The organism is Kitasatospora sp. NPDC056076 (assembly GCF_042266305.1).
Lineage (GTDB): Bacteria > Actinomycetota > Actinomycetes > Streptomycetales > Streptomycetaceae > Kitasatospora.
In genome coordinates this window covers 45667-71387 of the sequence record NZ_JBHJWG010000010.1, presented here as the reverse complement: position 1 = coordinate 71387, position 25721 = coordinate 45667, and the positions used below count along the sequence as shown (strand labels likewise).

Here is a 25721-nt window from a genome sequence, read left to right as displayed (position 1 = left end):
ACGCCCGCTCACACCCGCTCACGCCCGCCCGGCGGCCCGCTGGGTGCGCCGGGCCAGCGAGTCGACCACGACGGCGGCCAGCAGCACCGCGCCGGTGATCATGAACTGGATGGCGTTGCTCAGGCCCTGGATGTTCATCCCGGACTGGATCGAGCCGATCACCAGCGCGCCCAGCAGCGCCGACCAGGTCTTGCCGCGCCCGCCGAACAGGCTGGTGCCGCCGATGACGGCCGCCGCGATGGCGTTCATCAGCAGGTTGCCGCCGCCGGAGGTCTGGCTGGCGGACTGGATCTGCGCGGCCAGGAACAGGCCGCCGATCCCGGCCATCGTGGAGCAGATGGCGAAGACGCTGATCCGGATCCACGAGACGTTGATGCCGGCCCGGCGGGCGCCCTCGATGTTGCCGCCGAGCGCGAACACCTGGCGGCCGTACGTGGTGCGGCGCAGCACGAAGTCCAGCACCACGATGAAGATCAGGAAGATCAGCAGGGCCAGCGGCAGCCCCTTGTACTGGTTGAGGGTGTACGCGGCGAGGAAGGCGATCACCGCCAGCAGCACCGTCCGCAGCACGATGTCGGTGACCGGCCGGGACGGCACGCCCGCGGCCTGCCGACGTCGGGCGTCGACCAGCGAGGCGAACAGGAACAGCAGCACGCCGACGGCCGCCGCGCCGTACGCGGCGATCTGCTGGCCGTAGATGGTGCTGTAGAGCCGGGAGACGATGTCCTTGCCGGAGAGGTTGACGGTGCCGCTGGCGCCGAGCACCTGGAGCATCAGGCCGTTCCAGCCGAGGTTGCCGGCCAGGGTGACGACGAAGGCCGGGACCCCGATCTTGGCGAAGAAGAAGCCGTGGACCGTACCGACGATCGCCCCGCCGACGATCGCGGTGATCAGGGCGACCCACTGGTTGACGCCGTTGGTGACGTTCAGGACGGCGAAGATCGCCGCGCACAGGCCGCTGACCGAGCCGACCGAGAGGTCGATCTCGCCGAGCAGCAGCACGAAGACCACGCCGATCGCGATCATGCCGGTGCCGACGATCTGCTGGGACAGGTTGGAGAGGTTCTGCGCGGACAGGAAGGTGCTGTTGAGGCTGCCGAACACCGCCCAGATCACGATCAGGGCCAGCACGACGGGCAGCGAGCCCAGTTCGCCGCTGCTCATCCGGCGGCGGAACTCGCCCAGGTAGCCCTTGACGCCCTCCTGGCGGACGATCAGCCGGGGGTCGACCGCGGGGGTGGCCTCCGGGGCGACCGGGACGGGCGCGTTGACGCCGCCGGTGGGCATGGCGTCCTCGGGCAGCCGGGGGCGGTGGCGTTCGGGTTCGCCGCCGGGGGTGTTCCCGGGGGTGTGGTCGCTCACTGGGACCCCTCCTGGCCGCGGGCCCTGCGGCGGGTCACGGCGTTGTCCGTGGCGCCGGTGATGGCCGAGATGATCTCTTCCTGGTTGGTGCCGCGCCGGTCGAAGACGCCGTTGTTGCGGCCGAGGCGCAGCACCGCGACGGTGTCCGCGACGGCCATCACGTCCGCCATGTTGTGGCTGATCAGGATGACGCCGTGGTCCTGCTCGCGCAGCCGCTCGACCAGGTCGAGGACCTGGGCGGTCTGCTCGACGCCGAGGGCGGCGGTCGGCTCGTCCAGCATCACGACCTTGGGCGAGCCGATCAGGGCCCGGGCGATGGCGACGACCTGGCGCTGGCCGCCGGAGAGCGAGGCGACCGGGATCCGCACGCTGGGGATGCGGATGGAGAGGGTGTCCAGCAGCGTCCGGGAGCGCTTCTCCATGGCGACCTCGTCGAGGATGCCGAAGCGCCGGATCTCGCGGCCGAGGAAGAGGTTCCCGACCACGTCGAGGTTGTCGCACAGCGCGAGGTCCTGGTAGACCGTGGCGATGCCCAACTGCTGGGCGTCCTGCGGCCGGTGGATGCTCACCGGCCGGCCCTGCCACTCGATGGCGCCGTCGTCGGGCTGGTGCACCCCGGCGATCGACTTGACCAGGGTGGACTTCCCGGCGCCGTTGTCGCCGACCAGGGCCAGCACCTCGCCGGTGTGCACCTCCAGTTCGATGTCGGTGAGCGCCTGGACGGCGCCGAACCGTTTGGAGACCCCGCGCAGGGCCAGTACGGTCTCACCTGGCACAGTGACCAACTCCCTTGCCCCGCCTCCTCGGTGGAGGCGGGGCGGTTCGGATTCCGGGCCGCCTACTACGGGCCGCCTACTACTGGCCGCCTGCTACTGGAGGCCGGCGCTCTTGCAGGCGTCGGCGTAGTCCGGGGTGCAGATCTGGGCGACGGTGTACAGGCCGTCCTGGACCACGGTGGTCTTGATGTTGTCCTTGGTGACGACGACCGGGGTGATCAGGTTGGCGGGCACCTTGTTGCCGCTGCCGTTGGTCACGGTGGTCGGGACCAGGCTGGCGTCCAGCGCCTTGCCGGAGGCCAGGGCGACGGCCATCTGCCCGGCGATGTCGGTCTCCGGCTTGAACGGCTTGTAGATCGTCATGGTCTGGGTCCCGGCCACGATCCGCTGGATGCCGTCGAGTTGGGCGTCCTGGCCGGTGAGCGGGACGCTCAGGCCGGCCGCCTTGAGCGCGGTCGCGACACCCGCGGCCATGCCGTCGTTGGCCGAGTAGGCGCCGACCACGTTCGGCCCGCCGATCGCGGTGATCGCGGCGGCGGCCTCCTGGTTGGCGGTGTTCGGGTCCCACTGGGGGGTGTCGTACTCCTTGCCGATCTTGAGCTTGCCGTCGATCGCGCTGTGCGCGCCGGCCTTGAAGTCGGCCGCGTTGGGGTCGGTCGGCGAGCCGTTGATCATGAAGATCTCGCCCGCGTTCGCCTTGCCGCCGACCGCCGCGACCAGGGCCTGGCCCTGGAGCTCGCCGACCTTGTGGTTGTCGAAGGACACGTACGCGTCGGCCGGGCCCTGGGCGAGCCGGTCGTAGGCCAGCACCTTGACGCCCGCGTCGTGGGCCTTCTGCACGGAGGACTGGATCGACTTGGCGTCCACCGCGTCCAGGATCAGCACCTTGTCGCCCTTGGTGAGGGCGGTGTCCACCTGGGTCTGCTGGAGGGTCGCGTCCTGGTTGGCGTTGTAGTAGTCGATCTGCGCGTCCGGCGCCAGTTCCTTGATCTTCTTCTCGATCAGCGGGCGGTCGAACTGCTCGTAGCGGGTGGTCTTGGTCTCCGGCAGCAGCAGGCCGATCCGCACCGCACCGACCGCGGCCGTCCCGCCGCCGCTCGCGGCGGCCGAGCCCGACGAACCGCCGCCCGACGAGGACTGCTTGGCGCTGCCGCAGGACGCCGCGCCGAGGCCGAGGGAAACCACTGCGGTCACCGCGAGGACGCGGCGGAGCCTGATGCTCATCGGGAAGCCTCTCCGATTGAATCCGCCCCCCTGCCCTCCGAGTCTGGGAAGCCATCAGCGCCTCCACGACCCAGGTGCGCCAAACGGGCGTGCCCACAGTCGTCGGGCCGCGGCTCAGCGGACCGCGGCTCAGCGGACCGCCGCCCGTCGGGTCGCGGCTCGTCGGCGCCCGGTGCGGTCGCTACTCCCCCGCCAGCGGCAGCGCGGCGGTGAGCCGGGCACCGGCCTCCGTCGGGGTGACGGTGAGGGTGCCCCGGTGGTGGCGGGCGATGTCGCGGGCGATCGGCAGGCCCAGGCCGCTGCCGCCGTGGTCGCGGGAGCGGGCGTCGTCGAGGCGGGTGAAGCGTTCGAAGACCCGCTCCCGGTCGGCGGGCGGGATGCCGGGCCCGTCGTCCTCGACGTCCAGCAGGGCGAGGCCGCGCCCGGGGTCGACGGCCAGCCGGACGTGCACGGTGGTGGCGGCGTGCCGCTCGGCGTTGTCCAGCAGGTTGGTGAGCAGCCTGCCCAGCCAGAGCGGGATGCCGTCGACGGCGACCCCGGGGGCGAGGTCGGTGGTGCGGCGGTGCGGGACGGGCGGGCGGGCCAGCACGGTGGTGGCGACCAGCTCGGTGAGGTCGGTCCGCCGGTGCGGGCGGTCGTCGGTGCCGCCGGCGTCGAGGCGGGCGAGCAGCAGCAGGTCGGTGGCGAGGTTCTGCAGCCGGTCGGTGTCCTCCAGCGCGCCGTGCACCAGCTCGGCCCGGACCGCCGGGTCCGGGTGGGTGTCGGCGACCTCCAGCTGGGTGCGCAGCACGGCGAGCGGGCTGCGCAGTTCGTGCGAGGCGTCGGCGATGAACTCGCGCTGGCGCCGGCCGGAGGCCTCCAGCCGGTCGAGCATCGCGTTCATGGTGGCGGCGAGCCGGGCGATCTCGTCGGCGGTGCCCGGTTCGGGGACGCGGCGGTGCAGGTCCTGGCCGGTGATGGCGTCGACCTCGGCGCGGATCGCCTCCACCGGCCGCAGCGCCTGCCCGGTGACCTTCCAGGTGACCACCACCCCGGTGAGCAGCAGCAGCGGGCAGGCGACGGCCAGACCGGCCTGGGTGATGTCCATGGCCTCGTCGGCGGCGCGCAGCGAGGCGCCCGCGTACACGGTGACCGGGCCGGTCGGGGTGTCGGCGGTGACGGCGGCGAGCCGCTGGCGGTGGTGCTCGTACAGCGGGTCGACGTCGTCGGTGGTGTGCGAGCCGGTACGCCCGGCGACGGACAGCGCCGGGCGGCCGGCCAGGTTGGGGCTGGCCGCGAGGACGCTGCCGCGGGCGTCGACGACCTGGAGGAAGTCGGTGCCGTGCGCGGCGTGCAGGACGGGTGCCAGCCGCCCCTGGGCGGCGAGTTGGGCGACCGAGTCGGCCTGCTGCCGGGTGGCGGAGGTGGCGGAGGCGACCAGGTCGGCGCGGACGGCGGCGAGCAGTCCGGCCCCGGCCAGGACGAGGGCCGCGGCCAGCACCGTACCGGCGGCCGCGGTGGCCCGGGCGCGCACCGTCCTCGGGACGAACCGGCGGAGCACGGAGGGCAGTCGGCGCAACCGGCGGAGCACGGAGGGGACCTGCCGCAACCGGCGGAGCACGGAGGGGACTTGCCGCGGTCCGGGGCGGCGGGAGCGGCGCACCTCAGCCGCCGGCCGGGTCGAGCCGGTAGCCGGCGCCGCGCATGGTCTGCAGGGCGGCCCGGCCGAAGGGCGCGTCGATCTTGCGCCGCAGGGCGTGGACGTGCACCTCGACGATGCTCGGGTCGGCGTCGTGGTGGGCGTCCCAGACCTGGTCGAGGATCTCGCGCTTGGAGACCACCGTGCCGGCCCGGGCGGCCAGGTGCTCCAGGATCGCGAACTCCCGGGCGGTCAGGTGGGTCGGGGTGCCGGCCCGGGTGCAGGTGCGGGCGTTGGCGTCCAGGACCAGGTCGCCGAGGGTGTGCAGCCGGGGGCGCTGCTGGTCGATCCGGCGGTGCAGGGCGCGCAGCCGGGCGAGCAGGACGACGAAGGAGAACGGCTTGGCGAGGTAGTCGTCCGCGCCGGTGTCCAGGGCCTCGGCCTCGTCCCACTCGCCGTCCTTGGCGGTGAGCATCAGGATCCCGGCCCGGCAGCCGGCCTCGCGCAGCCGGGCGCAGACCCGGTAGCCGTTGAGGCCGGGCAGCATGATGTCGAGGACGATCACGTCGTAGGGGTGGCGCTCGGCGAGGGCGAGGCCCTCGGGGCCGTTGTGGGCGGTGTCCACGGTGTGGCCGTCGGCCTCCAGGCCGCGCCGCAGCGCGGTGGCCATCCGCTGTTCGTCCTCCACGACGAGTATGTGCATCCGTTCAGGGTGCCAGGCGGCCGTGAGTGATCTTGCGGCGGCTTAAGCGTGGGTTCAGGTGCGGTCCGCCATGATCGCCGGGCGCGGAGCGCAGCGCCGCACTTCCCAGGCAAGGAGCACGCCCGATGACCGATCCCCAGTCGTCCTTCACCCCGTCGTCCGGTGAGGAGCCGGAGGTCCCCGAACTGCCGCCGCTGTCGCCCCGGCGCCGTCGCGCGCAGCGGCTGCGCGCCTGGGCGGGCGGCAAGGAGCGCCGGCTCGCCGCCGGGGTGGTGACGGTGGCGCTGCTCGGCGCGGGCGGGCTGGCCGTCGCGGTGGCGGCCCACGAAGGGCACGGGGAGGGTGGCCGCGGGCACCGCGAGGCGGCGGCCTCGGCCGAGGACGGCGCCGGACGCGGGGACGGGCACGGCGGCGGGCACGGCGCCGGACGCGGGCAGGAGCAGGAGCGCGGCCGCGGGCAGGAGCAGGGACACCGGCACGGGCAGCAGCGCGGCGGCGAGGGCCAGCAGCAGGGCCAGGGCCGGATGCAGGGCCAGGCGCCCGCCCCGCTGCCCTCGGTCGGCGCCTCCACCGCCCTGGACAAGGCCCAGGCCGCCGTGCCGGGCGGCCGCGCCGAGTCGCTGCGCCGGATCACCGAGCAGGGCGGCGGGGCCGCCTGGGCCGTGTCGGTCGTCGGCCAGGACGGCGTGCGCCACCTGGTGACGGTGGACGGCACCAGCGGTGAGCTGACCTCCAACACCACCGTCGGGAACGCCGCCGCCGGGAACGCCGGCGCCACCGGCAACACCGCCGACGGCGCCGAGGGCTGACATGGCCCACACCTCGACGACCCGCCCCGCCCCCGACCGCCCCGCCCCGGGCCGGCCCCCGCGCTCCGACGCCAACAAGGTGCCCGCCGTGGACGGCTGGTTCTGGCTGGTGAAGGTGCTGACCACCGGCATGGGCGAGACGCTCTCCGACTTCCTCGCCAAGACCTTCGACCCGGTCCTGGCGGTGGCCGCCGCCGGGCTGCTGCTCGCCGTGGCCCTGCTGGTGCAGCTGCGGACCCGGCGCTGCGTGCCCGGGCTGTACTGGGCGGTGGTCGTCCTGGTCAGCGTGTTCGGCACGATGGTCGCCGACGTGGCGCACGTCGCGCTCGGCGTCCCGTACGCGCTGTCGGCCGGCTCGCTGGCGGTGGCGCTGGCGGTGCTGTTCCTGCTCTGGCACCGGGTGGAGGGCTCGCTGGCGATCGACCGGGTGACCGGGCTGCGCCGGGAGCTGTTCTACTGGTCGGCCGTGCTGGTGACCTTCGCCCTGGGCACCGCGCTGGGCGACCTGACGGCGGCCACCCTGCACCTCGGCTACCTGGTGGCCGGGCTGGGCTTCGCGCTGCTGATCGCGATCCCGGCGGTGGCGGCCCGGTCCGGCTGGGTGGGCCCGGTGGCCGGTTTCTGGTGGGCGTACGTGCTGACCCGTCCGCTGGGCGCCTCCTTCGCGGACTGGCTGGGCGTGGGCGCCGACCGCGGCGGCATCGGCCTGGGCACCGGCCCGGTCAGCCTCGCCCTGGCGGTGCTGATGGCGGTGTCGCTGGCGCTCGCCGCGCGGGCGCACCGTCGGGCGGCGGCTGGACTCTCCGCCCACTGAGCGTCTACATTGCTGTAGACGTCGGAGGCGCACGGCATCACCCCCCGGACAGCCGTGCGCCTCCGGCCTCCCCGCAGACCCCTGCTCCCCGCAGACCCCTGCTCCCCGCAGGCCCCCGCCCCCGCAGGACGCCGCGGCCCTTCACCCCCGCTCGTCGACCACCCGCTTGATCTTCCCGACCGAGCGCTCCAGTGTGTACGGGTCCACCACCTCGACCTCGACCGTCACGCCCACGCCGTCCTTGACCGCCCGGACGACCTCCGCCCGCGCCGCCTCCCGCAGCCCGGCCGCCGCCTCCGGGCGGGCCTCCACCCGGACGGTCAGGTGGTCCAGCCGCCCCTGCCTGGTCAGCCGCAGCTGGAAGTGCGGGGCGACACCCGGGGTGCGCAGCAGGATCTCCTCGATCTGGGTCGGGAAGAGGTTCACCCCGCGCAGGATGATCATGTCGTCGCTGCGCCCGGTGACCCGCTCCATCCGCCGGAAGGCCGGCCGTGCGGTGCCGGGCAGCAGCCGGGTGAGGTCGCGGGTGCGGTAGCGGATGATCGGCAGCGCCTCCTTGGTGAGCGAGGTGAGGACCAGTTCGCCGCTCTCCCCCTGCGGGAGCACCTCGTCGCCGAGCGGGTCCACCACCTCCGGGAGGAAGTGGTCCTCCCAGATGTGCAGGCCGTCCTTGGTCTCCACGCACTCCTGGGCGATCCCGGGGCCCATCACCTCGGAGATGCCGTAGATGTCGACGGCGTGCAGGTCGAGCCGGTCCTCGATCTCGCGCCGCATCTCCTCCGTCCAGGGCTCGGCCCCGAAGATGCCCACCCGCAGCGAGCTGCCGCGCGGGTCCAGGCCCTGCCGGTCGAACTCGTCCAGCAGGGTGAGCAGGTAGGACGGGGTGACCATGATGATCTCGGGGCGGAAGTCCTGGATCAGCTGGACCTGCCGGGCGGTCATCCCGCCGGAGGCCGGGATGACGGTGCAGCCGGCCCGCTCGGCGCCGTAGTGCGCGCCCAGTCCGCCGGTGAACAGCCCGTAGCCGTAAGCGATGTGCACCTTGTGCCCGGGCCGGCCGCCGGCCGCGCGGATCGAGCGGGCCACCACGTCGGCCCACACGGAGAGGTCGTTCTCGGTGTAGCCGACCACGGTCGGGCGTCCGGTGGTGCCGCTGGAGGCGTGGATCCGGCGGACCTGCTCCATCGGGACGGCGAACATCCCGAAGGGGTAGCCCTCGCGCAGGTCGGCCTTGGCGGTGAAGGGGAAGCGGGCGAGGTCGTCGAGGGTTCGGCAGTCCTCGGGGTGGACCCCGGCGGCGTCGAACTTGCGGCGGTACAGCTCGACGTGGTCGTAGGCGTGCCGCAGGGTGGCCCGGAGCCGGTCGAGCTGGTGGGCGCGCAGTTCGTCGACGCCCATCCGCTCGCCGGCATCCAGGAGCGCTGGCGGAATCGGCTCCCCCAGGCGTCGGTCGGGGTCGGACGCACGGCCGGTCATCGTCGCTCCTTCGCAGGTCGGACGGGACTGGGAGCCCTACCGATCGTTCGGTCAGGACAAGCCCAGGCCAAGTAATCCAGCACCCGAACCACCTGTCAAGGGATCGCACGGCGCTCCCGGAATGTGCAGTTCCGGTGCGTTCGTACCGGGTTCACCCCCGTCGCTTGATTGGCTGATATGAAAATCATTACGGAACTATTACCCGGGGGCCCCACCCATCGGGCCGCACCCATGGTTCAGTGGTGCGGCTTCTCCCCCGCACCCCGGAGTGATCACCTTGGCCTCGACCCCTGCGCTGGTCAGCGCGCTGCGCGAGCTCGGCGACCGGCCCGCCGTCGTCGCCGACGGACGCGCGATCAGCGGCATCGGCCTGCTGCTCGGCGTCTCCCCGCCCGGCGGCCTGCCCCGGGCCCTCGCCGAACGTGTCGCCGCGCACGCCGCCCTGCCGCCCTCCACCGCCCGCGCCGCCGAGGAACGGCTCCGGCACTGGGCCGGCGTCCTCGGCCCGGCGCCCATCCGGCACACCGTGCTGCACCCGGTCACCGACCTCGCCGTCGAACTCGCCCTCGCCACCCTGCTGGCCGGCGGCACCGTGCACTGCCCCGACCCGGCCCTGCCCCCCGAGGAGCAGCTCACCGCCCTCGCCGCCGGCGGCACCACCCACCTCAGCCTGCCCTCCGCCCTGCTCTGGCAGCTCAGCCGGCACCCCGGCCTCGCCGACCACGACCTCGGCGCGCTCCGGCTCGTCCTCCACGTCGGCCCCGAACCCCGGCAGGACGACGTCTACGCCGCCGTCGACGCCCTCGGGGCCGTCCTCGCCCACGTCCGCGCCCCGCACAGCCAGGCCGAGGCCGCCGACCGCCGCCTGCGCGCCGACGCCCGGACCGCCACGGCCGCCGCCTGGAAGCACAGCATCGGCGTCACCGCCGAGCAGGTCAGCACCTTCGGCGCCCACCTCGACCGGGCCGTGCTCACCACCCTGCTGCACACCCTCCAGCAGACCGGGATCCTCATCGAACCCGCGCCGGGGACCGTCCCGGGGACCGCCCCGGGGCCGGGTCCCGACGCCGCCCAGGCCCCGGCGCGCTCCGAGGCCGAACTCCTCGCCACCGCCCTCGTCACCCCCGCCCAGCGCCCCCGGGTCGGCCGCTGGCTCGACGCCCTCGCCCGGCACGGCCTGATCGCCCACCGGGACGGCGGCGCCCAGGGCCCGCTCTACCACGGCGCCCCCGAACTCGGCCCCGCCGCGGTCCGGGAGGCCTGGCGGCCCGCCGCCGACACCTGGGCCGACGGCCTCGGCAGCGCCGCCGTCCTCGACCGGGTCAGACGCGGCGCCCTGCGCCTGCCCGGCCTCCTCACCGGCGACGAGGCCCCCCGCCCCGCCGCCGCCCCCGTCCGCTGGGCCGCCGCCCGCGGCTACCTCGGCACCGCCCTCGGCGCCCTCGTCCGCGCCACCGCGGAGGCCCACCACGGGCCGCGGCCGCTGCGCGTCCTCGAACTCGACCGCGACGGCACCGAGACCGCCGTCGCCCGCGCCCTCGCCGCCCGCCCCCGGCAGAACGCCGACCACCACCTCGCCCCCGACGGCGGGCGCTACGACATCGTCGTCGCCTCCGCCGCCGGACGGCCCGAGGAGGAGGTCCCGGCCCTCGTCGACCTGCTCGCCCCCGGCGGCCGGCTGCTGCTGCTCGCCCCCGTCGCCGAACAGCTCGACCTGCTGATCACCGGCGACCCGCGCGGCCTCACCGCCCACCCGGCCGAGCACTGGCAGTCCGCCCTCACCGCCGCCGGCTGCCCCACCGTCCTCACCCTCCCGGAGGCCGGGCACCCGATGGGGCTGCTCGGGCAGGGACTGTTCGTCGCCCGGGTCGACTGACGCGGGCGCCGTTACGATCGGGCGCATGGCCGCTTCCGTCTCCGCTTCGGGTTCCGCTCCCGCTTCGGTGTCCGTTTCCGCTTCCGTGCGCTCGATCCGCTCCCGGGCCTCCCTCGGCTCGATCGGCTCCATCGGTTCCATCGGCTCGCTGCTGTCGATCGGATCCGTCGGGTCCGTGCTCTCCATCGGCTCCGTCGGCAGCGTGCTGTCCATCGGCTCGGCCGGGTCCGTGGTCAGCGCGTTCTCCGCCTGCTCCTGGCTGAGCGTCGGCTCGCTGCTGTCCGTGCGCTCCCGGTGGTCCGTACGGGGCCGGCGCCCGGGGCGGGGACCGAGGCGGTGACCCGGGCACGGACCCGGGCACGGACCGTCCGTGGCCGACCGGTGAAGCACGGGTCACGTACCGCCACCCGATCCGTACCATTTCGATACCGAAGCCCAGGTGAGCTGCGGGAATCCTCGCCGCCCGGGGCGCTCCCCCGGTAGGCTCCGGCTTGTCCTCCGGGCCTCCGTACGGGCGGCCGTGCGCCGCCCGTTCCGCGTTCCGTGTTCCGTGTTCCGGGGGGCAGACCCCCGCGGGCCGTTCGGTGGGCTCCGCGGACTCGACACCGCGCGCCAGGGCAGTCGCGCGAACGGCGAAGGGCATCGCATTGGCGGATCGGCTCACCGGAGGAGACTCCTCGCTGCTGCGGCGGATCAACGCCGCGGTCACGCTACGGGCGCTGCGGACCGGCCACTCCGTGACCCTCACCCAACTCGTCGGCGAGACCGGGCTCTCCCGGCCCACCGTCGAGGGCGTCATCGAGGGCCTCGTCGACACCGGCCTGGTCGCCGAGGTCGAACAACCCCGGGAGGACGGCCAGTCCGGCACCGGCCGCCGCGGCCGCCCCGCCCGCTGGTTCCGCTTCCGGGCCGAGGCCGGACACATCCTCGGCATCGAGATCGGCGTCCACGACATCCGGGTCATCCTCGCCGACCTCACCGGCGAAGTGGCGGGCAGTCACTTCAAGCCCGTCGACGAGACCCTCGACGCCGAGGAACGGCTCACCGCCGTCCGCACCGCCGTCGCCGAGGTCCTCCGCAAGGCGGGCATCTCCCGCGACAACCTGTGGTCCGTCGGCATCGGCACCCCCGGCATCGTCGACCGCGAGGGCACCGTCCAGCTCGGCACCGCCATGCCCGGCTGGACCGGCCTCGACCTCGGCGCCCGGCTCCGGCGCTCCTTCCGCTGCCCCGTCCTGATCGAGAACGACGCCAACCTCGCCGCCATCGCCGAACACTGGCAGGGCGCCGCCGTCGGCGCCGACGACGTGGTCTTCGTGATGGCCGGCCTCAGCCCCGGCGCCGGCTCCCTCATCAACGGCAAGCTCCACCGCGGCTACGGCGGCGCCGCCGGCGAGATCGGCGCCCTCCACCTGCTCGGCCAGGAGGTCACCCCCGAGAAGCTCCTCTCCACCACCGGCAAGCCCCTCAACCCCCTGGACGAGGCCGCCGTCGCCCGCGTCCTGCGGCTCGCCCGCGAGGGCGACGAGGTCGCCAAGGTCGCCATGGACCGCTTCCTCACCAGACTGGTCCAGGGCGTCGCCGCCCTGGTCCTCGCCATCGACCCCCAGCTGGTCGTCATCGGCGGCTGGGCCGCGGGCCTCGACGGCGTCCTGGAACCCCTGCGCGAACGCCTCGCCCAATTCACCCTCCGCGCCCCCGAGGTGGCCCTGGCCGCCCTCGGCTCGGAGGTCGTCTCGATGGGCGCCCTGCGGGTCGCCCTCGACCACGTCGAGGACCAGCTCTTCGCGGTGGACCCGCCCCGGGTCTGACGGCGGGCGGCTACGGGGCGGCGTAGTCCGGGTCGGTCAGGTCGATGGTGAGGATGTTCCCCCAGTCGTTGACGAAACGCGCCAACGGCCAGTCGACGGAGGCCCGCAGGAACGGATTGCCGCCCGTCGACGCCAGCACCCACACCAGCCGCCGCTCCGCGTCGAGCCGGGCGAAGAACCCCTCGTCCCCCTGAGTCCCGTCACCGCAGCAGACGTAGCCCCGCCCGTCCGGCAGTTCCGCCTCGCTCTCCACCGTGATCTCACGCGCGTACTCCGGCTCCTCGACCTCGAACGGCTCCCCCAGCTCCACTCGCAGGGAGTCCGCCCCGTCGATGAACGCCTCCCTGGCCGTCCCGTCCGCCCGGAACAGCGCGTCGTAGTCGGGGATCTCGGACCGCGCCCACAACTCCAATACCAGGTTCATCCACCCCGCCTCCCCGCTCGTCACCGTCGGCCCGCCGGTGATCAGCCTGGGCCCTATCGGCCCCAACGGCCGCGACCCGGGCGCCAGTTCGGCGGCCGGGTCGCGGTCTGAGGGTTGTCGGAGAGTGGTTCAGGAGGCGGTGCGGACCTCGGGGGTCGCGCCGACCGGGGTGACCTCGACCAGGCCGGTCTCGCCGAAGGTCAGCTTGCAGGTGTCCGCACGGTAGGTGGCGACGGCGAGGGCCACCAGGCGGCCGGCGGCGGCGTACTGGGTGGTCATGACCAGCACCGGGGTGCCCGGCGGGCGCTCCAGCAGCGCGGCCTCGTCGGCCTCGGCGACACCGAGCTCCACGGCCCGGGACTCGCCGTCGACCTCCAGCCGCTCCAGCTGGCGCAGCACCGAACGGGCGCGGTCGCTCTCGGCGCGGAAGCCGGGCAGGTGCGGCAGGGCGGAGGTGGGGACGTGCAGCGACTCGGTGGCCATCGCGCGGCCCTCGACCAGGCGGACCCGGCGGACGGTGTGCACGGTGGCACCCTCGGCGATGCCGAGATTCTTGGCCAGCTGCGCCGGGGCGGGGGCGGTGGTGCAGTCCACCGTGCGCCAGGACTGGCTGCGGCCGACACCGGGCCAGCCCTCCTCCTGCCGGTTCACCGGGACGCCGACCCGCGGGGCGGCGATCAGCGTGCCGATCCCCCGGCGGCGGACCAGGCGGCCCTCCAGCTCCAGCTGGTCGAGGGCCTGGCGCAGGGTGGCACGGGCCACGCCGAAGCGGGCGGCGAGCTCGCGCTCGTTCGGGAGGACCTGGCCGGTGGAGAACTCCGAGTCGATGGCCCGGAGCAGCACCGTGCGCAGGTGCCAGTACTTCGGTTCCGGCACCGCCGAAAGCTGTCCTGTCGTCCCCACCGTGTCCTCCACCTGGTCTTGTCCGCCGTACGACAAGGAGGGCGGATCCCGGGCCCGCTGCCCGCTGTTGCGGCAGGTGGGAGAGCGGGCCTTTATCCGTCCTTCTTTATTAAAGGTCCTTGCAGTAAGTGACCCTAGGTGCTCCCTCCGGAGATGGTCAAGACCAATGGCAGGGCTTGATGGGACCGTCGCGAACATTCATGCCACGTTCACGACAGCCTGCCCGGACCGGTCCGCGACCGCCCCCGACCGGCCCGCGGCAGCGCGTCACGCTTCGGTGCGTGGGCGCCCAATGGGTAGGCTGCCCGGGTGATCGTGGTGACGAGTGTGAACGTGAACGGAATCCGTGCGGCGGCCAAGAAGGGCTTCGTCGAGTGGCTCGCCGGAACGGAGGCGGACGTGATCTGCCTCCAGGAGGTGCGCTCCGAACCCGGGCAACTGCCCGTCGAACTGCGCGACCTGGACGGCTGGCACGCGATCTGGGCCCCGTCGGTCGCCAAGGGCCGGGCCGGCGTCGCGATCCTCTCCCGCAAGGAGCCGCAGCGCAGCGTGATCGGATTCGGCTCGGAGGAATTCGACAATTCGGGCAGGTACGTGGAAATCGACCTCCCGGGCCTCACCGTCGCCAGCCTCTACCTGCCCTCAGGCGAGGTCGGCACCGAACGCCAGGAGGAGAAGGAACGCTTCATGGCGGAGTTCCTCGTCCACCTCACCGCCCTGCGCGCCCGCGCCGCCGCCGACGGCCGCGAGGTCGTGGTCTGCGGCGACTGGAACATCGCCCACCGCCCCGAGGACCTCAAGAACTGGAAGGCCAACCAGAAGTCCGCCGGCTTCCTCCCCGAGGAACGCGCCTGGCTCTCCCGCGTCTACGACGAGGCCGGCTACGTCGACGTCGTCCGCGCCCTCCACCCCGACCGCACCGGCCCCTACTCCTGGTGGTCCTACCGCGGCCGCGCCTTCGACAACGACTCCGGCTGGCGAATCGACTTGATTTGTACAACGGAGGGTATCGCAAACCGCTGTACGGAGGCATACGTGGAGCGCCCGGCCTCCCACGCCGAGCGCTGGTCCGATCACGCCCCCGTCACGGCCGTCTTCGACCACAGGTTCTAGCCCGAGAATCCGGACCCCTGCTGCCGCGGTGCGCGGCAGCAGGGGTTTCACGGCACCGAACACAGACGTCCGAGCGAGCCAACACAGCTTTCGGCCAAGGAATTTGAGTGAGCAGTTCCGCAGCGAGCACCTCACCACCCTCGCCACCATGATCCGCTTCAGCATCCCGATGCTCGGACTTCCCGCAGAGCAGCAGGCAACGGTTGAGGGTGACGTCGCGACGTTGGAGGCCGATGCGGCGACGGGGAACCCCGATCAGGGGCGCGTCCACACGTTCCTGCAGCGCGTGGGCTCGGTGGTCCAGAACGTGGCGACGAACCCGGTGACTCAGAACATGGTCCTCACCGGGATTGGGACAGCTACTGGGCTGCCGGTGCCGCAACTGCCCCAGTAGAGCTGCCACCGAGAACACCGGCTCACCGGCGATCCCCTCTATTCCCCGCCGGAGCAAAGTGCGATAAGCGTAACAAGCACTAGATTGTCCTGCTTCCGGCATGTATGTTGTCCGGTCCATCGCCGGGCGGTCCGGTGGATGGTGTGCTGGGGGGTACGTGGCGGGTCTGCAGGTGTTCCGCGTTTCTGATGGGGATGTTCGTCGTGTCGAGGGTGACACCGTGGAGCTGGAGCGTCACCTCCAGGCTCTCGTCGAGGCGAACATGGAGGAGATGCTGGGCGGCGTCCGCTTCCTGGCGAGCGAGTACTCCACCGGCCCGGTGCACCGGGGTCGGATCGACAGCCTCGGTCTGGACGAGGACGGCAGCCCGGTGCTGATCGAGTACAAGCGCCAGCGCAGCGAGTCGGTCCTCGCGCAGGGGCTGTTCTACCTCTCGTGGCTGGTGGAGAACCGCGCCGAGTTCGAGGCGCTCGTCGAGCAGCGGCTCGGTGCCGAGGCCGCTGAGCAGGTGGACTGGAGCAACCCGCGGGTGGTGTGCATCGCGGCGGACTTCAGCCGGTACGACCTGGTGGCGGCCGGGATGTCCCACCACCGGATCGACATGGTGGTCTACCGGCGCTACGGGGACGACCTGGTGACCCTGGAGTTGGCGGCGTCGGTCGCCGGCGGGTGCGGCACCCTGTCGGGACGGCGTTCGGAGCTTGCGCGGCCGGTCTCGGCCAACCGTCGGACGGTCACCGACGTGCTCGCGCAGGCCAGCGGCGAGATCCGCGGGCTGTACGAGGAGCTCGACTCGCGTCTGCTCGACCTGGGCGAGGGCCACGCGGTGTCGCTGCAGCACTACGTTGCCTACCGCCGACGGCGGAACTTCGCCTGCGTCCGGGTGCTGGCGCAGGCTCTGGTCGTCTTCCTGCGCGTCGACCCGACGACGGTCCAGTTGGTCCCGGGTTGGACCCGGGACGTCCGGAGAATCGGGCACCTCGGGACGGGCGAGCTGGAGGTCCGGATCGGCTCGGTGGAGGATCTCGACCGGTCGATGGCGCTGCTGCGGACGAGCTACGCCGCTGCAGCGTAGTCCAGCAATGGCGATGGGCCGTACCCCCTTTCCGGGGTACGGCCCATCGCCGTTGTTCGGCCCGCTCAACGGAGGGCTGGGTCTGGGTGCTGACTCTGGTGTTCAGTGGTCAGCCGGGCGGGTGCGGGCGGCGGTCAGCGGCGGCGAGGGCGGGATGGTGGTGCGGTGGCGGGCGGTTCGCTCGCCTGCCCGGCGGGGGGGGGAGTTGAGGGCCTGCTTGATGTGGTGCCGGCGGGCGGCCCAGCGGCTCAGGTCTCGCTGGTACGTCCGGCCTTCCTCACCTCCGGCAAGGCTTGGGTGAGGGGCGGCGGGCTGACGATCCTGGGGGTTCGGCTGTTCGATGGTGGTCCTCCGCGTCAAGGGGTGGCGACTCCGGGCGCAGGCCGAAGTCGAGTGGGGTCAGTGTTCGCAGTCGTGCTGCGGTTCTCGGGCCAGCGAGGTGATCAGCGCGCGTTCGCGGACAAGGTCGGCGTGCACTTCGGGCTGGTTCGGGCCGAGGGCTTCGAGGGCGCTGTCGATCGCCGCAAGGGCTTCGGCTCGGCGCCCGAGGTTCCGCCAGGCGGTGGCGGTGCGGAAGATCATGATCGGGTCGGCGTCGTCGAAGGTAGGCCAGGCAGCCAGCTCGAGGATCCGCTCGGCCTGGTCGGGCAGTCCATCTCCGAGCCAGAGGCCGTGGAGCAGGGCGTGGCAGACCTGGGGGTTGTCGCCGGCCTCGGCGAGACTTCGGTCCAGGGCTTCAAGGGCGCCGGGGGCGCAGCTTCCGAGGAGGGCGAAGGCGGCGAGGGCGCGGGTGTACGGATCCCAGCGGGTGCGCTCGTCCACAGGGGCCTGGTCGAGCAGCTGCTGGATGCTGCGGCACCGGAAGTCGAAGCGGAGAGCGGCGAGGTGGATGTGCCGGAGCGCTTGGGCATGGGTGCGGTCTGTGCCGGGCTGGGTGAGGTGGTCGTTGCCGGTGAGGTGGGCGAGGGCGCTGTTGCGCTGGCTGCGGGCGTACCAGGCGAGGTGGTTGGCCAGGGCGGCGCTGGTCTGCCAGTCCGCGTTGGCGCGGCTGAGCCAGCGAGCGGCTTCGGAGGGCCAGGGTCGGCCCGCGTCGATGTCCTGTTCGACGAGGGTACGGATTACGGCGAGTGCGGTCGGGCGGAGGTCGTCGCGGTGGACGGCTGCGGCAAGGGCCGCGTACGAGCCGGGGGTGTCGAGCAGTCCGCGGATCATGATCTTCTGCGTGGTGGGGTAGGCGGTGGCGCGGGCGATCCGTTCGATGGTGTCGAGGGCGGTGGTGGTCAGGCCGTGCTCCCTGTGGAATCTGTGCTGTGGCGGTGGTGGTCGGTTCAGCGGGCTCGGCGGGTGCCGGCTGGCTGGGGCGGGGCGGGCGTAGGAGTCGCGAACACCGTGGTGTTCGAGGAGGTGCGGCGGGCTGCGCTGGCGCGGTTCGCCGCCAGGGTCCGGTCGGGTTGCACGGTGGTGATGTCGAGGTGGGGAAGGTGTTCGTCGGCGAGGCTGTGCCGGGGGCGCTCCACTGGGGTGGGGTCCAGCAGTCCGCCGGTGACGGCGGCGAGCAGCGGGGACGGGATGCTGGAGTCCATCTCGATGTACCAGCCTGCCCGGGGCCCGAGGTTGAGCCTGCCTCCGTTGATGTGCCAGTCGTCCCGGCGGAAGGCGTGGTGCGCGGCGGGAAGTGAGCGTGACACGCGGGCGAGCCCGTGGATGGGCTCGACGTAGATGATGTCGTCGGGGAGGTGGGGAAGCCGTCGCCATCCGGCGGCGGCCAGCTGGTCCAGGGCGGCAGTGGGCGGTGGGAGCGCGCGGCGCGGATCACGTGGGCCGGGGAATTGGGTGACGGCGGTGGTCAGCGCCGCGATGATCTCGGGCGGCGTCTTCGCGTCGGCCGCTGCCCGCCACGCCGGGGGGCCGCCGGCGTGGTGCAGCCCGGTGACGGTCCAGGCCCAGATGGCGGATTCCGGGGTGGCGACGACGTGATGGAGAGCGGACGGGCTGGTGTAGGTCGTCGTCGACCGGTCGGTGCGCACGCTCCAGCCGTGCTCCAGCAAGGGTGCGGTCGCCAGTTCCCGGGGGCCGGCGGGACCGGCGAGGTAGAGCGGGCTGACCAGCACCGGGGATGGGTCCTGGACGGACTTGCGGGTCGGTCCCGCAGTGTCAGCGCGAGGGAGGGCCGGTGCGACGCGGTGCCGACCCGGCGCACCGGGCGGCGCGTCGGTGTAGAGGTCCAGGTACCGGTCGATGGCGTCTTGCAGGAGTTCGGGGGTGAGTTCTCCGAAGCGGTGCATCCGGTCGAGGTCATCGATGCGGTGGACGAAGCCGGGGTTGGGGACGGTGGCGTGGGTGTCGAAGTCGAAGCGGTTCGAGCCCAGTTCGGCGCCGGTCTCCCGCACGACGGCTCGGATTCGGATTCCGTTGAAGGTGTCGTCGCGGATGCCTGCGTGAGCGAGCTCGGCGGTGACGAGCACTCCGCCTCGGCGTGCGATCATCTGCCGGCCGGTGGCGGTGCCGTCGGCCAGCGGTGCGAGGGCGGTGAGTACGGTGGCGTGGGTGGGTTTCAGGATTTCTCGCAGGGGGCGCAGGAACTGGGGTGCGCCGCTGTGGGCGGCTGGAGGAGTGGCCCGGCCGCTGGTGGGGGCGGGCTCGGTCGGCGTCGCTGTCGAAGGGGCCGGTGCTCCTCGTGGTCGTCGATCTGGTGCTCAGGAGCGCGTGCCGTTGGAGGTGCTCAGCGGGTCGGCTGCCGGAACTGGTCCGGTGGGGTGGTGGCGATGGCCGAGTGGCCGGCGGCCGGGGCCCGCGGCAAGAGGACGACGCGGGTGCGGGCGGCCAGGGCCCGCGCGGACGGGCCGGATGCTGCCTTGGGGGCGAGGGGGTGGACGTCGAGGTACAGCAGGTGCTCGGAGGTGAGGTCACGGCCGAGGCGGGCCACCGGCGCCGGGTCGGCCATCGCGGCCGTGACGGCTTCCAGGAGCGGGGCCGGGATGTTCTCCGACATCTCGATGGTCCAGCCCTCTACTTCGCCTGGACCGAGCTTGCCGCCGCTGATCTGCCAGGCGCGGCTCTCCCCGACGAACATCTGCCCGGCGGGGGCGGTGCAGCGGTAGACGCTGGCCATCTCGGCGTCCGGTGCGTCCCACATCAGGTGTTCGCGGGTGCTGTTGTCGTGCCAGCCTGCGGCGATGATCGGCACGAGACCGTCCTCGGCGTTGCCGGCGGGCCGGATCAGCTCGCCCGGGCTGGCGGCCAACGCGGCGTGCAGGGCGGTAACGATCTCCGGCGGGGTGCGGCGGTCCGCGGTGACCCGCCAGACCTCCTCACCGCTCAGCAGGTAGTTGAAGGAGGCGGTCCAGCTCGTCCCCGCGTTGTCGACGGCCGACTCGGCGCGCAGCCGTCGGCACGGGCTGGTGTACACCGTGGTGTTGCCCTGCTGCTCGGTGGTCCAGCCCCGGTCGGTCAGGGGCTTGGCCGCGGCGGTGCGGTCGTGGCCGGGGCCGGCGAGGTAGACCGGGGCGACGAGGGCCAGCGGCGCGGGCCTGAAGTCCGGGGTGAAGAGCTCCGGGGTGCGCGCGGCGGCCCCGGTCAGCAGACGGTCGATCGCGTGGAGCGCCTGCTCGTGCTCGGCGGTCGGCAGCGATCCCCAGGTCCACGTGGTGCCGTCGCCGACCGGCCGGTCGTGCAGCATATCGGCGATCCCGCTGAGATCCACCCGGTTGATCAGCGTCGCAGCGGCGTAGGCTGCCGCGTCCTCCAGGTCGCCGATGTTGAAGGGGAGTTCGTTCAGCGCCGTGGTGAGGGGAGGTGTCAGCTTTCGGCTTGCGGTCCGCGGGTCGAGGTTGGCGCCCAGGTCCAGGTCGAGGAGCACCGGCGAACTCGCCGCTGCCGCGATGACCACGTCTTCCACCAGCAAGCACGCCAGGGCCCTTTGCTCCGAGGGAAGTTGGCCCCACGTCGTCGGGGTGCCGCTCCGGCTGCTGGGGATGACCCGGTCCACGATGTACCACTCGGGTATGAAGTCGAAGTGCTCGATCTCCTCCAGGACCTCCTCGCACAGCTCGGCAGCCGCTTCGAGCAGGTCCGTCTCGGTGTACGGGCTGACGTTGGCGGGGCCGGCCTCCATCCGGTGGCCGAGGCGGGCGAGCAGTTCCTCGTCCATCCAGTCCCGGTCCCGCTGCAGGGGCGTGGGGTCGGTGAGGGCCTGGACGACGGCGTCGACGACGACCGCGGGGGCGTTGGTGGTGGCCATGGCCTGCCAGTAGGGCGGGTAGCCGCCGGAGCCCCGCGGCCCGATCTCCACGTACAGGTGGGGGTGGGCCATGAGGTCGTCCGGATCGCCGGGCGGGTCCAGGCGGACCTGGACGCGGGCGAGTTCGTCGGGAGCTTCGAGCTCGAGTACGCCCGCGCGGTAGGTGCTGCGCCAGTCGGCGTCTGTGAGGGTGCGGATCAGGGTCCGCCGATCGGTAGGGGTCTGGAGAGCGGGGTGTGTTTCGCCGGTCCAGTCGATGCTCCTTCCGGTGCGGGCGAGTACGTCGGTGACGGCCATGATGATCTCGGGCGGCGTCTCGGTCGAGAAGCCGGTCATCCAGCTCGGCGTGCCGAGGGGCTCCGGTGCTGCCGTGATCCGCCAGGCGGCGCCGGGGTCGAGCTGGCCGTCCGCGATGCGGAAGCGGTGGTTCGGGCTCCAGGCGAACTCCTGGCCCAGGTCGTCGTCAGTGCTGCGGCCCCAGCCCTGCTGGACGAGGCGGCCGAAGACCCGGTTGGTGTGGCTGGCCCCGGCGAGGTAGGCCGGGGTGACGTCGATCGTGGTTTCGGGGATGGCGGTTCCTCGGGGGCTGTCAACGGCTGGGACCGTGGGTGACGGTGGCAGCGCGGGCGGCGGGTTCTGGTTCGGCAGCGGGGCCGCTGGCTGGTCCCCTCGCTGCTGTGCCCCGGTGTTCAGCGGGGGCGCGGCACCGGCCTGGCCGCCGGCTGCGGGGAGAGAGCGGGTGCCGAGACGGCGATCCGGGTGGAGTCGGCGGCGGCTCGAGCAGGGGAGGTCCTGCGGGCGGCCTGGGCGCGGTGGACGTCCAGCGGCGTCGGGCTGGAGGGGATCTCGGTCAGTTCGGCGGCGCCGATGACAGCCGCGCCGACGGCCAGGTCGTCGAGGTCTCCGATGTCGCGGATGGCGGGGGCGAGCATCGCGCTGACCATGGTGTGCAGGATGGCCGTCCGGCGTGGAGATGCTCGCCGCGGCGGACCAGCCGTCGAAGTCGCCGGCGATATCAACGCTCCAGAAGGCGTCCTGCCCGGCCTCCTCCCACTCGTCGGGGTCCGGGAAGGCCCGGGTGTTGAGGACGATCTTGTCCTGCGGGCTGTACTCCGAGCACGCCGTCTCGGTGCCCGTCGCGGCGTCCCAGGTGAGGCTCCACCCGTTGGCGTGGAGGGGAGTGCGCCACTCGGCGTCGGCAGCGGCCCCGGTCAGCCGTCCACCGGTCCGCAGCCGGTTGGCCAGGTCGGTGGTGATGGCCTCGACGACTTCGATCGGCGTGTTCTCGGTGAGGCTGACGGTCCACAGCGGAGGGAGGAAGGCGCGTTCGTGGACGGCGACCTTCCACATCACGTCGCCGTTCTCCGGCTCGAATCCGAGCCGGACCCGGCCGTCGGTGGAGATGATCAGCTGGTTGCCGCGGCCGTCGTCGAGACGGACGGCTCCCGCGTCGGTGAGCGGCCGGATGGCGCGCTCGGTGTCCGGGGTGGGGCCGGCGTACAGGGCTGGGGTGATGCGGACCTGCTGCCAGGGCCGGTCGCGGGCCCGCTTGGTCCAGTGGGGATTGGCCGTGGTCAACTGCTGTTCCAGGTATGCGGTTTCATGCGATGCGGGCGGTCAGTGGGACCTCGGCTGCGGGCCGTCGCGGTCCGGCGCGCCGGTGTGGCCGAGCGGGCCGGCGACCGGAGGAAGTGCGGTCGGGGTGACCGGCGTGGTGCGGGTGCGGGCTGCTGCGGATCGCGGCGAGCGGTCGGTGTCGAGGCGGCCGACGGCGTGGTCGGCAGCCTCCCGGCCGGAGGCGATGATCTCGGCCGTCAGCCGGAGCGCTTCACCGGCGTCTCCGCCGACGCGGTGGTGGATGGCCCAGCCGCTGGCCGCGCGCAGGGCCCGGGCGCTGCGTTCCAGCACGCCGCCCTCGCCGGTGATGACGCCGGCCACCCTGCGTGCCTCGGCCGGGTCGGTGGTGTGCAGCAGGTGGGTGGTGACCTCGTCGATGCGCTCGGCCAACTGTTCCGCGGCGTTGCTCGGTAGGCGGTCTCCGGTGACGGCGATGAAGGGTGGTGCTGCTGGGCGGCTGCCGAGGGTGGGGTCGAGGGTGACGTCGTACCCGGCGGTGGCGAGGAGGAGGGCCGCGTCGGTGGCGATCTCGTTCTCCTCGTAGTGCTCGTGGCCGGTGGGCAGGGTGTAGTGGTTCGGGCTGCCGGGGGTGGGTGCGAAGCCGGTCGTGCCGACGAGGAAGGCGGTGTGCTCGTCCCCGCCGCTCGCCACGATCGCGCCCTCGTCGGTGCGTCGGATGATGACCGCGTTCGGGTCGGGCTGGCCGGGGCCGGAGGGTCCGGGCTCAGCTGGCGGGCCTTCGCGGGCGGACTGCTGCCCCGTCCCGGGTGGGAGGTGGCGGCGGGGGCACGGTTCGAGGTGGACCTGGGTGCGGTTGGCGGCGGGGATTTGGCGACGCTGGCGGAGCGCCGGCAGGGGGTTGACAACCTCGTCGAGCGCGGCGCTGATGAGGGCGTTGGGGGTGTGGCCGGTGAAGGCGGCGTGCCAGCGTTCGCTGGGGTATCCGCGGGGGCCGCCCCAGACGGTGACGGTCGGCCCGATCCCGCGGATGTCGCCGATGTTGTGGTTGACGGCGATGCCGGCGGTGTCGTCGGGGCGGGTGTAGCTGTAGACGCCGGGGACGGGGGCGGTCTCCCGCTGCCACGGGTCGGCGGCGGCTTCCAGGTCAGCCGCGATGGTGTTGTCCAGCGACCGGCGCCCCCACAGCAGTTCGTCGCGCACCGCTTCGGAGGTCGCGGTCAGGGCGTGGGAGAGTCGCTCGGCCACCGCGGTCACGACCTCGACCGGTGTGCGGGTGCAGAAGGTGGCGTTCCAGGTTCGCTCGCCGACGGGCGAGGCGTACGCGGCGATGTTCCAGCGGGGCCCGGTGGTGGTGTCGTGGTCGAGTTCGATCGCGGCGAGGAGGGACTCGTGCAGGGCGACGGTGGTGTCCTGCCCCGGGCTGTAGCGGCCCCAGGTGGGGGATGTTTCGAGGAAGTGGGCGAGGGCTGCCTCGGCGTCGCCTGGTCCGGCCAAGTGGCCTGGTGTGACCACCACTTCGAGGTCGGGGGCGGGGGTGCTCAGGGAGTCTCCTTCGGGCTCGGGCGGGGCCGGGCCGCCCCGGCGGGGGCGGCCCGGCTGTCGGTGATCAGGCTTCGGCCTGTTCCTCGTCCGCGGCCTCGGGGTCGGTCGTGCCCTCGGCGATCTGCCGCTCGGTCTCCGCGAGACGCTGCTCGGCGATGCCGGCGTAGTGCGGGGTGACCTCGACGCCGACGAAGTTCCGGCCCTCCAGCAGGGCGGCGACTCCGGTGCTGCCGCTGCCCGCGCAGATGTCGAGCACCGTGCCGCCCGGGCGGCAGATCTTGACCAGTTCCCGCATCACCGAGACGGGCTTTTGGGTGATGTGGACGCGGCTCGCCCGCGGCTGGGAGGCGGTGTACAGGCCAGGCAGGTAAACCGGGTGGGCGTCGCCGTCGATCGGGCCCTTGCTCCCCCACAGCACGAATTCACAATGCTGAGTGAAACGGCCCTTTTGCGGCCTGGCGGCGGGCTTGTACCAGGCGAGGGCGCCGCGCCAGATCCAGCCGCCGGCCTGCAGCGCGTCGCTCGTGGCAGCCAACTGACGCCAATCGGTGAAAACGAGGGCGACGCCGCCGGTCTTGGTCGCACGGTAGGACTCGGCCAGGAGCTGGGACAACCAATACGTGTAACTCCGCTGGTCCTTGTTCTCGCCGGGGAAATCGGCGAGGGAGTGGGCGGCGTCGTTCGAGGTGTACTTCGCCCGGGCCGTTCGGCCGGTCCGCTCCTGGGCGGTGCGTCCGCCCGAGTTGTAGGGCGGATCGGTGATGACGGCGTCGATGGAGTTCGAGGGGATCGCGGCGAGCCGGGTGAGGGCGTCGCCCTGGTGGATTTCGTAGGGCAAGGGGCGGACTGACCTCCTGGTCGGGGATGGGGGGCAGCAGCGGCAACCGGAGTTGCGACCTGGCCTTTCGGCTGGTGAACGGAGGCTGGCGAGGCGGCTCCGGAAACGCTCGGCCTGCGGCTGCGTCAGGAACCTAGCCCAGAGAGGGCTCGCAACCTAAAACGCACCCCGACCACCCCTGCGAAGATCGTTTTAGGTTGCGAGTCGCACTGCGCCTATCGTCTGCCACGCCCCCGGAGAGCGACCGGCCCGGATATCCCGTTTTAGGTTCCGAGCCAGTCTGGTTCTACGGTGGGGCACCCCGGAGGAACACCGGCTTATGCCTGACCGACGACCAGCAGCCCGTTTTTGGTCGCGAGTCGAGAAGGCATTAGCGTCCTCCGGGCCTGCCGACTGGTTATCCCGGACCGCAGGGCCCACGCCGTTTTAGGTTGCGAGCCCTCGATTCGATACCTTCGGCCACCGCAAGCGAATTCCACCCCACCCATTCCAAGGGACACCCATGCCTTTTTCGAGATTACGAGCGCGGCTTGCTGCCGCTCTCGCCGGCCCGCTCGCCCGCACCCGGGTGGAGTGGGCCCCACCCCGCACCCGGCCACACGATCCGACAGGAGCCCCCGCCTTGCTCGCCCTCACCGCACGGATGCGGATGCCCAATCCCCGCCCGCCGGACCCTCCCTCCGTCCCGGCCGGAGGTGACGATCGGGGGGCGCGATGAGCTGGCAGAAGTGGGTCGGCGGCGGTCTCGCCGGCCTCCTCCTGGCGCCGTTCGCCATCGCCTTCCCCGCCCTGGCGGTCAGCGCCAACGACTCCACCAAGTCCGACACCTGCACACCCGGCCCCGGTCCACAACCTGTGGACAGCGCGGCGGTCGCCGCCCAGGTCAAGAAGATCCTGGACGACGCGACCGGGCAGGTCGGCCCGGTCGCCGGGCTGGATAGCCCGACGGTGCAGATCCCCTTCGCGAAGACGATCACGGCGACGGGCATCTCGATGAACGTGTCCGCCCGCGGGCAGGTCATCGCCCTGGCGACCGCGCTGCAGGAGTCGAACCTGCGCAACTTGTCCTACGGGGACAGGGATTCGCTTGGCCTCTTCCAGCAGCGCCCGTCGCAGGGCTGGGGCACGGCCGAGCAGATCCAGGA

21 protein-coding genes and 1 pseudogene are annotated in these 25721 nt (G+C 72.8%); 8 read left to right on the top strand and 14 right to left on the bottom strand.

Features of this window, described 5'->3' with window-relative positions; translation table 11 throughout:
• Positions 1-18: 18 nt before the first annotated feature.
• The 5 genes from ACFC1T_RS10950 to ACFC1T_RS10930 form a co-directional block, all read right to left on the bottom strand.
• Entirely contained in the window at positions 19-1287 is a 1269-nt protein-coding gene (locus ACFC1T_RS10950; protein ID WP_375886630.1) for a sugar ABC transporter permease, read from the bottom strand.
• A 71-nt stretch (positions 1288-1358) separates the two neighbouring features.
• Positions 1359-2138 (bottom strand): ATP-binding cassette domain-containing protein, encoded by a 780-nt coding sequence (locus tag ACFC1T_RS10945; RefSeq protein ID WP_375886383.1) that lies wholly within the window; start codon positions 2136-2138, stop codon positions 1359-1361.
• A 93-nt stretch (positions 2139-2231) separates the two neighbouring features.
• The gene (locus tag ACFC1T_RS10940) at positions 2232-3362 is read right to left on the bottom strand and encodes a sugar ABC transporter substrate-binding protein (protein WP_375886380.1); all 1131 of its coding nucleotides are present in this window, start codon (positions 3360-3362) and stop codon (positions 2232-2234) included.
• A gap of 181 nt (positions 3363-3543) precedes the next feature.
• On the bottom strand, positions 3544-4932 hold the full coding sequence (locus ACFC1T_RS10935) for a sensor histidine kinase (protein WP_375886377.1): 1389 nt from the start codon (positions 4930-4932) through the stop codon (positions 3544-3546).
• A 73-nt stretch (positions 4933-5005) separates the two neighbouring features.
• A complete protein-coding gene (locus ACFC1T_RS10930; protein ID WP_375886375.1) occupies positions 5006-5683 on the bottom strand; it encodes a response regulator transcription factor in 678 nt (225 codons plus the stop codon).
• Positions 5684-5808: 125 nt separating this feature from the next.
• Between ACFC1T_RS10930 and ACFC1T_RS10925 the strand changes: the two genes are divergently transcribed.
• Both ACFC1T_RS10925 and ACFC1T_RS10920 read left to right on the top strand, forming a co-directional pair.
• Positions 5809-6492 (top strand): PepSY domain-containing protein, encoded by a 684-nt coding sequence (locus ACFC1T_RS10925; protein WP_375886372.1) that lies wholly within the window; start codon positions 5809-5811, stop codon positions 6490-6492.
• A 1-nt stretch (position 6493) separates the two neighbouring features.
• Positions 6494-7306, top strand: coding sequence for a hypothetical protein (locus ACFC1T_RS10920; RefSeq protein WP_375886370.1), 813 nt, complete (start codon positions 6494-6496; stop codon positions 7304-7306).
• 141 nt (positions 7307-7447) lie between these two features.
• On the opposite strand, the gene paaK is transcribed toward ACFC1T_RS10920, so the two are convergent.
• Entirely contained in the window at positions 7448-8782 is a 1335-nt protein-coding gene (gene paaK / locus ACFC1T_RS10915; protein WP_375886367.1) for a phenylacetate--CoA ligase PaaK, read from the bottom strand.
• Positions 8783-9059: 277 nt separating this feature from the next.
• Here paaK and ACFC1T_RS10910 point away from each other — a divergent pair, with 277 nt between their 5' ends.
• From ACFC1T_RS10910 to ACFC1T_RS10900, 3 genes are all read left to right on the top strand, one after another.
• Positions 9060-10658, top strand: coding sequence for a hypothetical protein (locus ACFC1T_RS10910; protein WP_375886364.1), 1599 nt, complete (start codon positions 9060-9062; stop codon positions 10656-10658).
• Between the two features lie 25 nt (positions 10659-10683).
• Complete coding sequence (locus ACFC1T_RS10905; RefSeq protein ID WP_375886361.1) at positions 10684-10998, top strand: hypothetical protein; 315 nt, start codon at positions 10684-10686, stop codon at positions 10996-10998.
• A 307-nt stretch (positions 10999-11305) separates the two neighbouring features.
• On the top strand, positions 11306-12469 hold the full coding sequence (locus ACFC1T_RS10900) for an ROK family protein (RefSeq protein ID WP_375886360.1): 1164 nt from the start codon (positions 11306-11308) through the stop codon (positions 12467-12469).
• Positions 12470-12479: 10 nt separating this feature from the next.
• On the opposite strand, the gene ACFC1T_RS10895 is transcribed toward ACFC1T_RS10900, so the two are convergent.
• Positions 12480-12893, bottom strand: a complete 414-nt coding sequence (locus tag ACFC1T_RS10895; RefSeq protein ID WP_375886357.1) for a hypothetical protein — start codon at positions 12891-12893, stop codon at positions 12480-12482.
• Between the two features lie 129 nt (positions 12894-13022).
• Positions 13023-13796, bottom strand: a complete 774-nt coding sequence (locus ACFC1T_RS10890) for a GntR family transcriptional regulator (RefSeq protein WP_375886354.1) — start codon at positions 13794-13796, stop codon at positions 13023-13025.
• A 309-nt stretch (positions 13797-14105) separates the two neighbouring features.
• Here ACFC1T_RS10890 and ACFC1T_RS10885 point away from each other — a divergent pair, with 309 nt between their 5' ends.
• The 3 genes from ACFC1T_RS10885 to ACFC1T_RS10875 all read left to right on the top strand — a co-directional run bounded on the left by ACFC1T_RS10885 (position 14106) and on the right by ACFC1T_RS10875 (position 16378).
• On the top strand, positions 14106-14909 hold the full coding sequence (locus ACFC1T_RS10885) for an exodeoxyribonuclease III (protein ID WP_375886352.1): 804 nt from the start codon (positions 14106-14108) through the stop codon (positions 14907-14909).
• Positions 14910-15012: 103 nt separating this feature from the next.
• Entirely contained in the window at positions 15013-15303 is a 291-nt protein-coding gene (locus ACFC1T_RS10880; protein ID WP_375886349.1) for a hypothetical protein, read from the top strand.
• 220 nt (positions 15304-15523) lie between these two features.
• Positions 15524-16378, top strand: a complete 855-nt coding sequence (locus tag ACFC1T_RS10875) for a DUF5655 domain-containing protein (RefSeq protein ID WP_375886347.1) — start codon at positions 15524-15526, stop codon at positions 16376-16378.
• 399 nt (positions 16379-16777) lie between these two features.
• Here ACFC1T_RS10875 and ACFC1T_RS10870 read toward each other — a convergent pair whose 3' ends face one another.
• The 6 genes and pseudogenes from ACFC1T_RS10870 to ACFC1T_RS10845 form a co-directional block, all read right to left on the bottom strand.
• On the bottom strand, positions 16778-17590 hold the full coding sequence (locus ACFC1T_RS10870) for a hypothetical protein (protein WP_375886345.1): 813 nt from the start codon (positions 17588-17590) through the stop codon (positions 16778-16780).
• Positions 17591-17706: 116 nt separating this feature from the next.
• A complete protein-coding gene (locus ACFC1T_RS10865) occupies positions 17707-18864 on the bottom strand; it encodes a DUF317 domain-containing protein (protein WP_375886342.1) in 1158 nt (385 codons plus the stop codon).
• A gap of 236 nt (positions 18865-19100) precedes the next feature.
• On the bottom strand, positions 19101-22196 hold the full coding sequence (locus ACFC1T_RS10860) for a DUF317 domain-containing protein (RefSeq protein ID WP_375886339.1): 3096 nt from the start codon (positions 22194-22196) through the stop codon (positions 19101-19103).
• Between the two features lie 39 nt (positions 22197-22235).
• Positions 22236-23690 carry a DUF317 domain-containing protein gene (locus tag ACFC1T_RS10855; protein WP_375886337.1) on the bottom strand — a complete coding sequence of 485 codons (1455 nt, stop codon included), beginning with the start codon at positions 23688-23690 and terminating at the stop codon, positions 22236-22238.
• Positions 23691-23802: 112 nt separating this feature from the next.
• The gene (locus ACFC1T_RS10850; protein WP_375886334.1) at positions 23803-24576 is read right to left on the bottom strand and encodes a DNA-methyltransferase; all 774 of its coding nucleotides are present in this window, start codon (positions 24574-24576) and stop codon (positions 23803-23805) included.
• Positions 24577-25603: 1027 nt separating this feature from the next.
• Positions 25604-25707: pseudogene (locus ACFC1T_RS10845) on the bottom strand.
• Between the last annotated feature and the right edge of the window lie 14 nt (positions 25708-25721).

Bases quoted from the DNA above. Each gene is read 5' to 3' on its own strand.
- ACFC1T_RS10865 (WP_375886342.1), bottom strand. From the start codon at position 18,864: ATGATCGCACGCCGAGGCGGAGTGCTCGTCACCGCCGAGCTCGCTCAC.
- ACFC1T_RS10895 (WP_375886357.1), bottom strand. From the start codon at position 12,893: ATGAACCTGGTATTGGAGTTGTGGGCGCGGTCCGAGATCCCCGACTAC.
- ACFC1T_RS10940 (WP_375886380.1), bottom strand. From the start codon at position 3,362: ATGAGCATCAGGCTCCGCCGCGTCCTCGCGGTGACCGCAGTGGTTTCC.
- paaK (WP_375886367.1), bottom strand. From the start codon at position 8,782: ATGACCGGCCGTGCGTCCGACCCCGACCGACGCCTGGGGGAGCCGATT.
- ACFC1T_RS10925 (WP_375886372.1), top strand. From the start codon at position 5,809: ATGACCGATCCCCAGTCGTCCTTCACCCCGTCGTCCGGTGAGGAGCCG.
- ACFC1T_RS10920 (WP_375886370.1), top strand. From the start codon at position 6,494: ATGGCCCACACCTCGACGACCCGCCCCGCCCCCGACCGCCCCGCCCCG.
- ACFC1T_RS10905 (WP_375886361.1), top strand. From the start codon at position 10,684: ATGGCCGCTTCCGTCTCCGCTTCGGGTTCCGCTCCCGCTTCGGTGTCC.
- ACFC1T_RS10930 (WP_375886375.1), bottom strand. From the start codon at position 5,683: ATGCACATACTCGTCGTGGAGGACGAACAGCGGATGGCCACCGCGCTG.
- ACFC1T_RS10950 (WP_375886630.1), bottom strand. From the start codon at position 1,287: ATGCCCACCGGCGGCGTCAACGCGCCCGTCCCGGTCGCCCCGGAGGCC.
- ACFC1T_RS10870 (WP_375886345.1), bottom strand. From the start codon at position 17,590: ATGATCCGCGGACTGCTCGACACCCCCGGCTCGTACGCGGCCCTTGCC.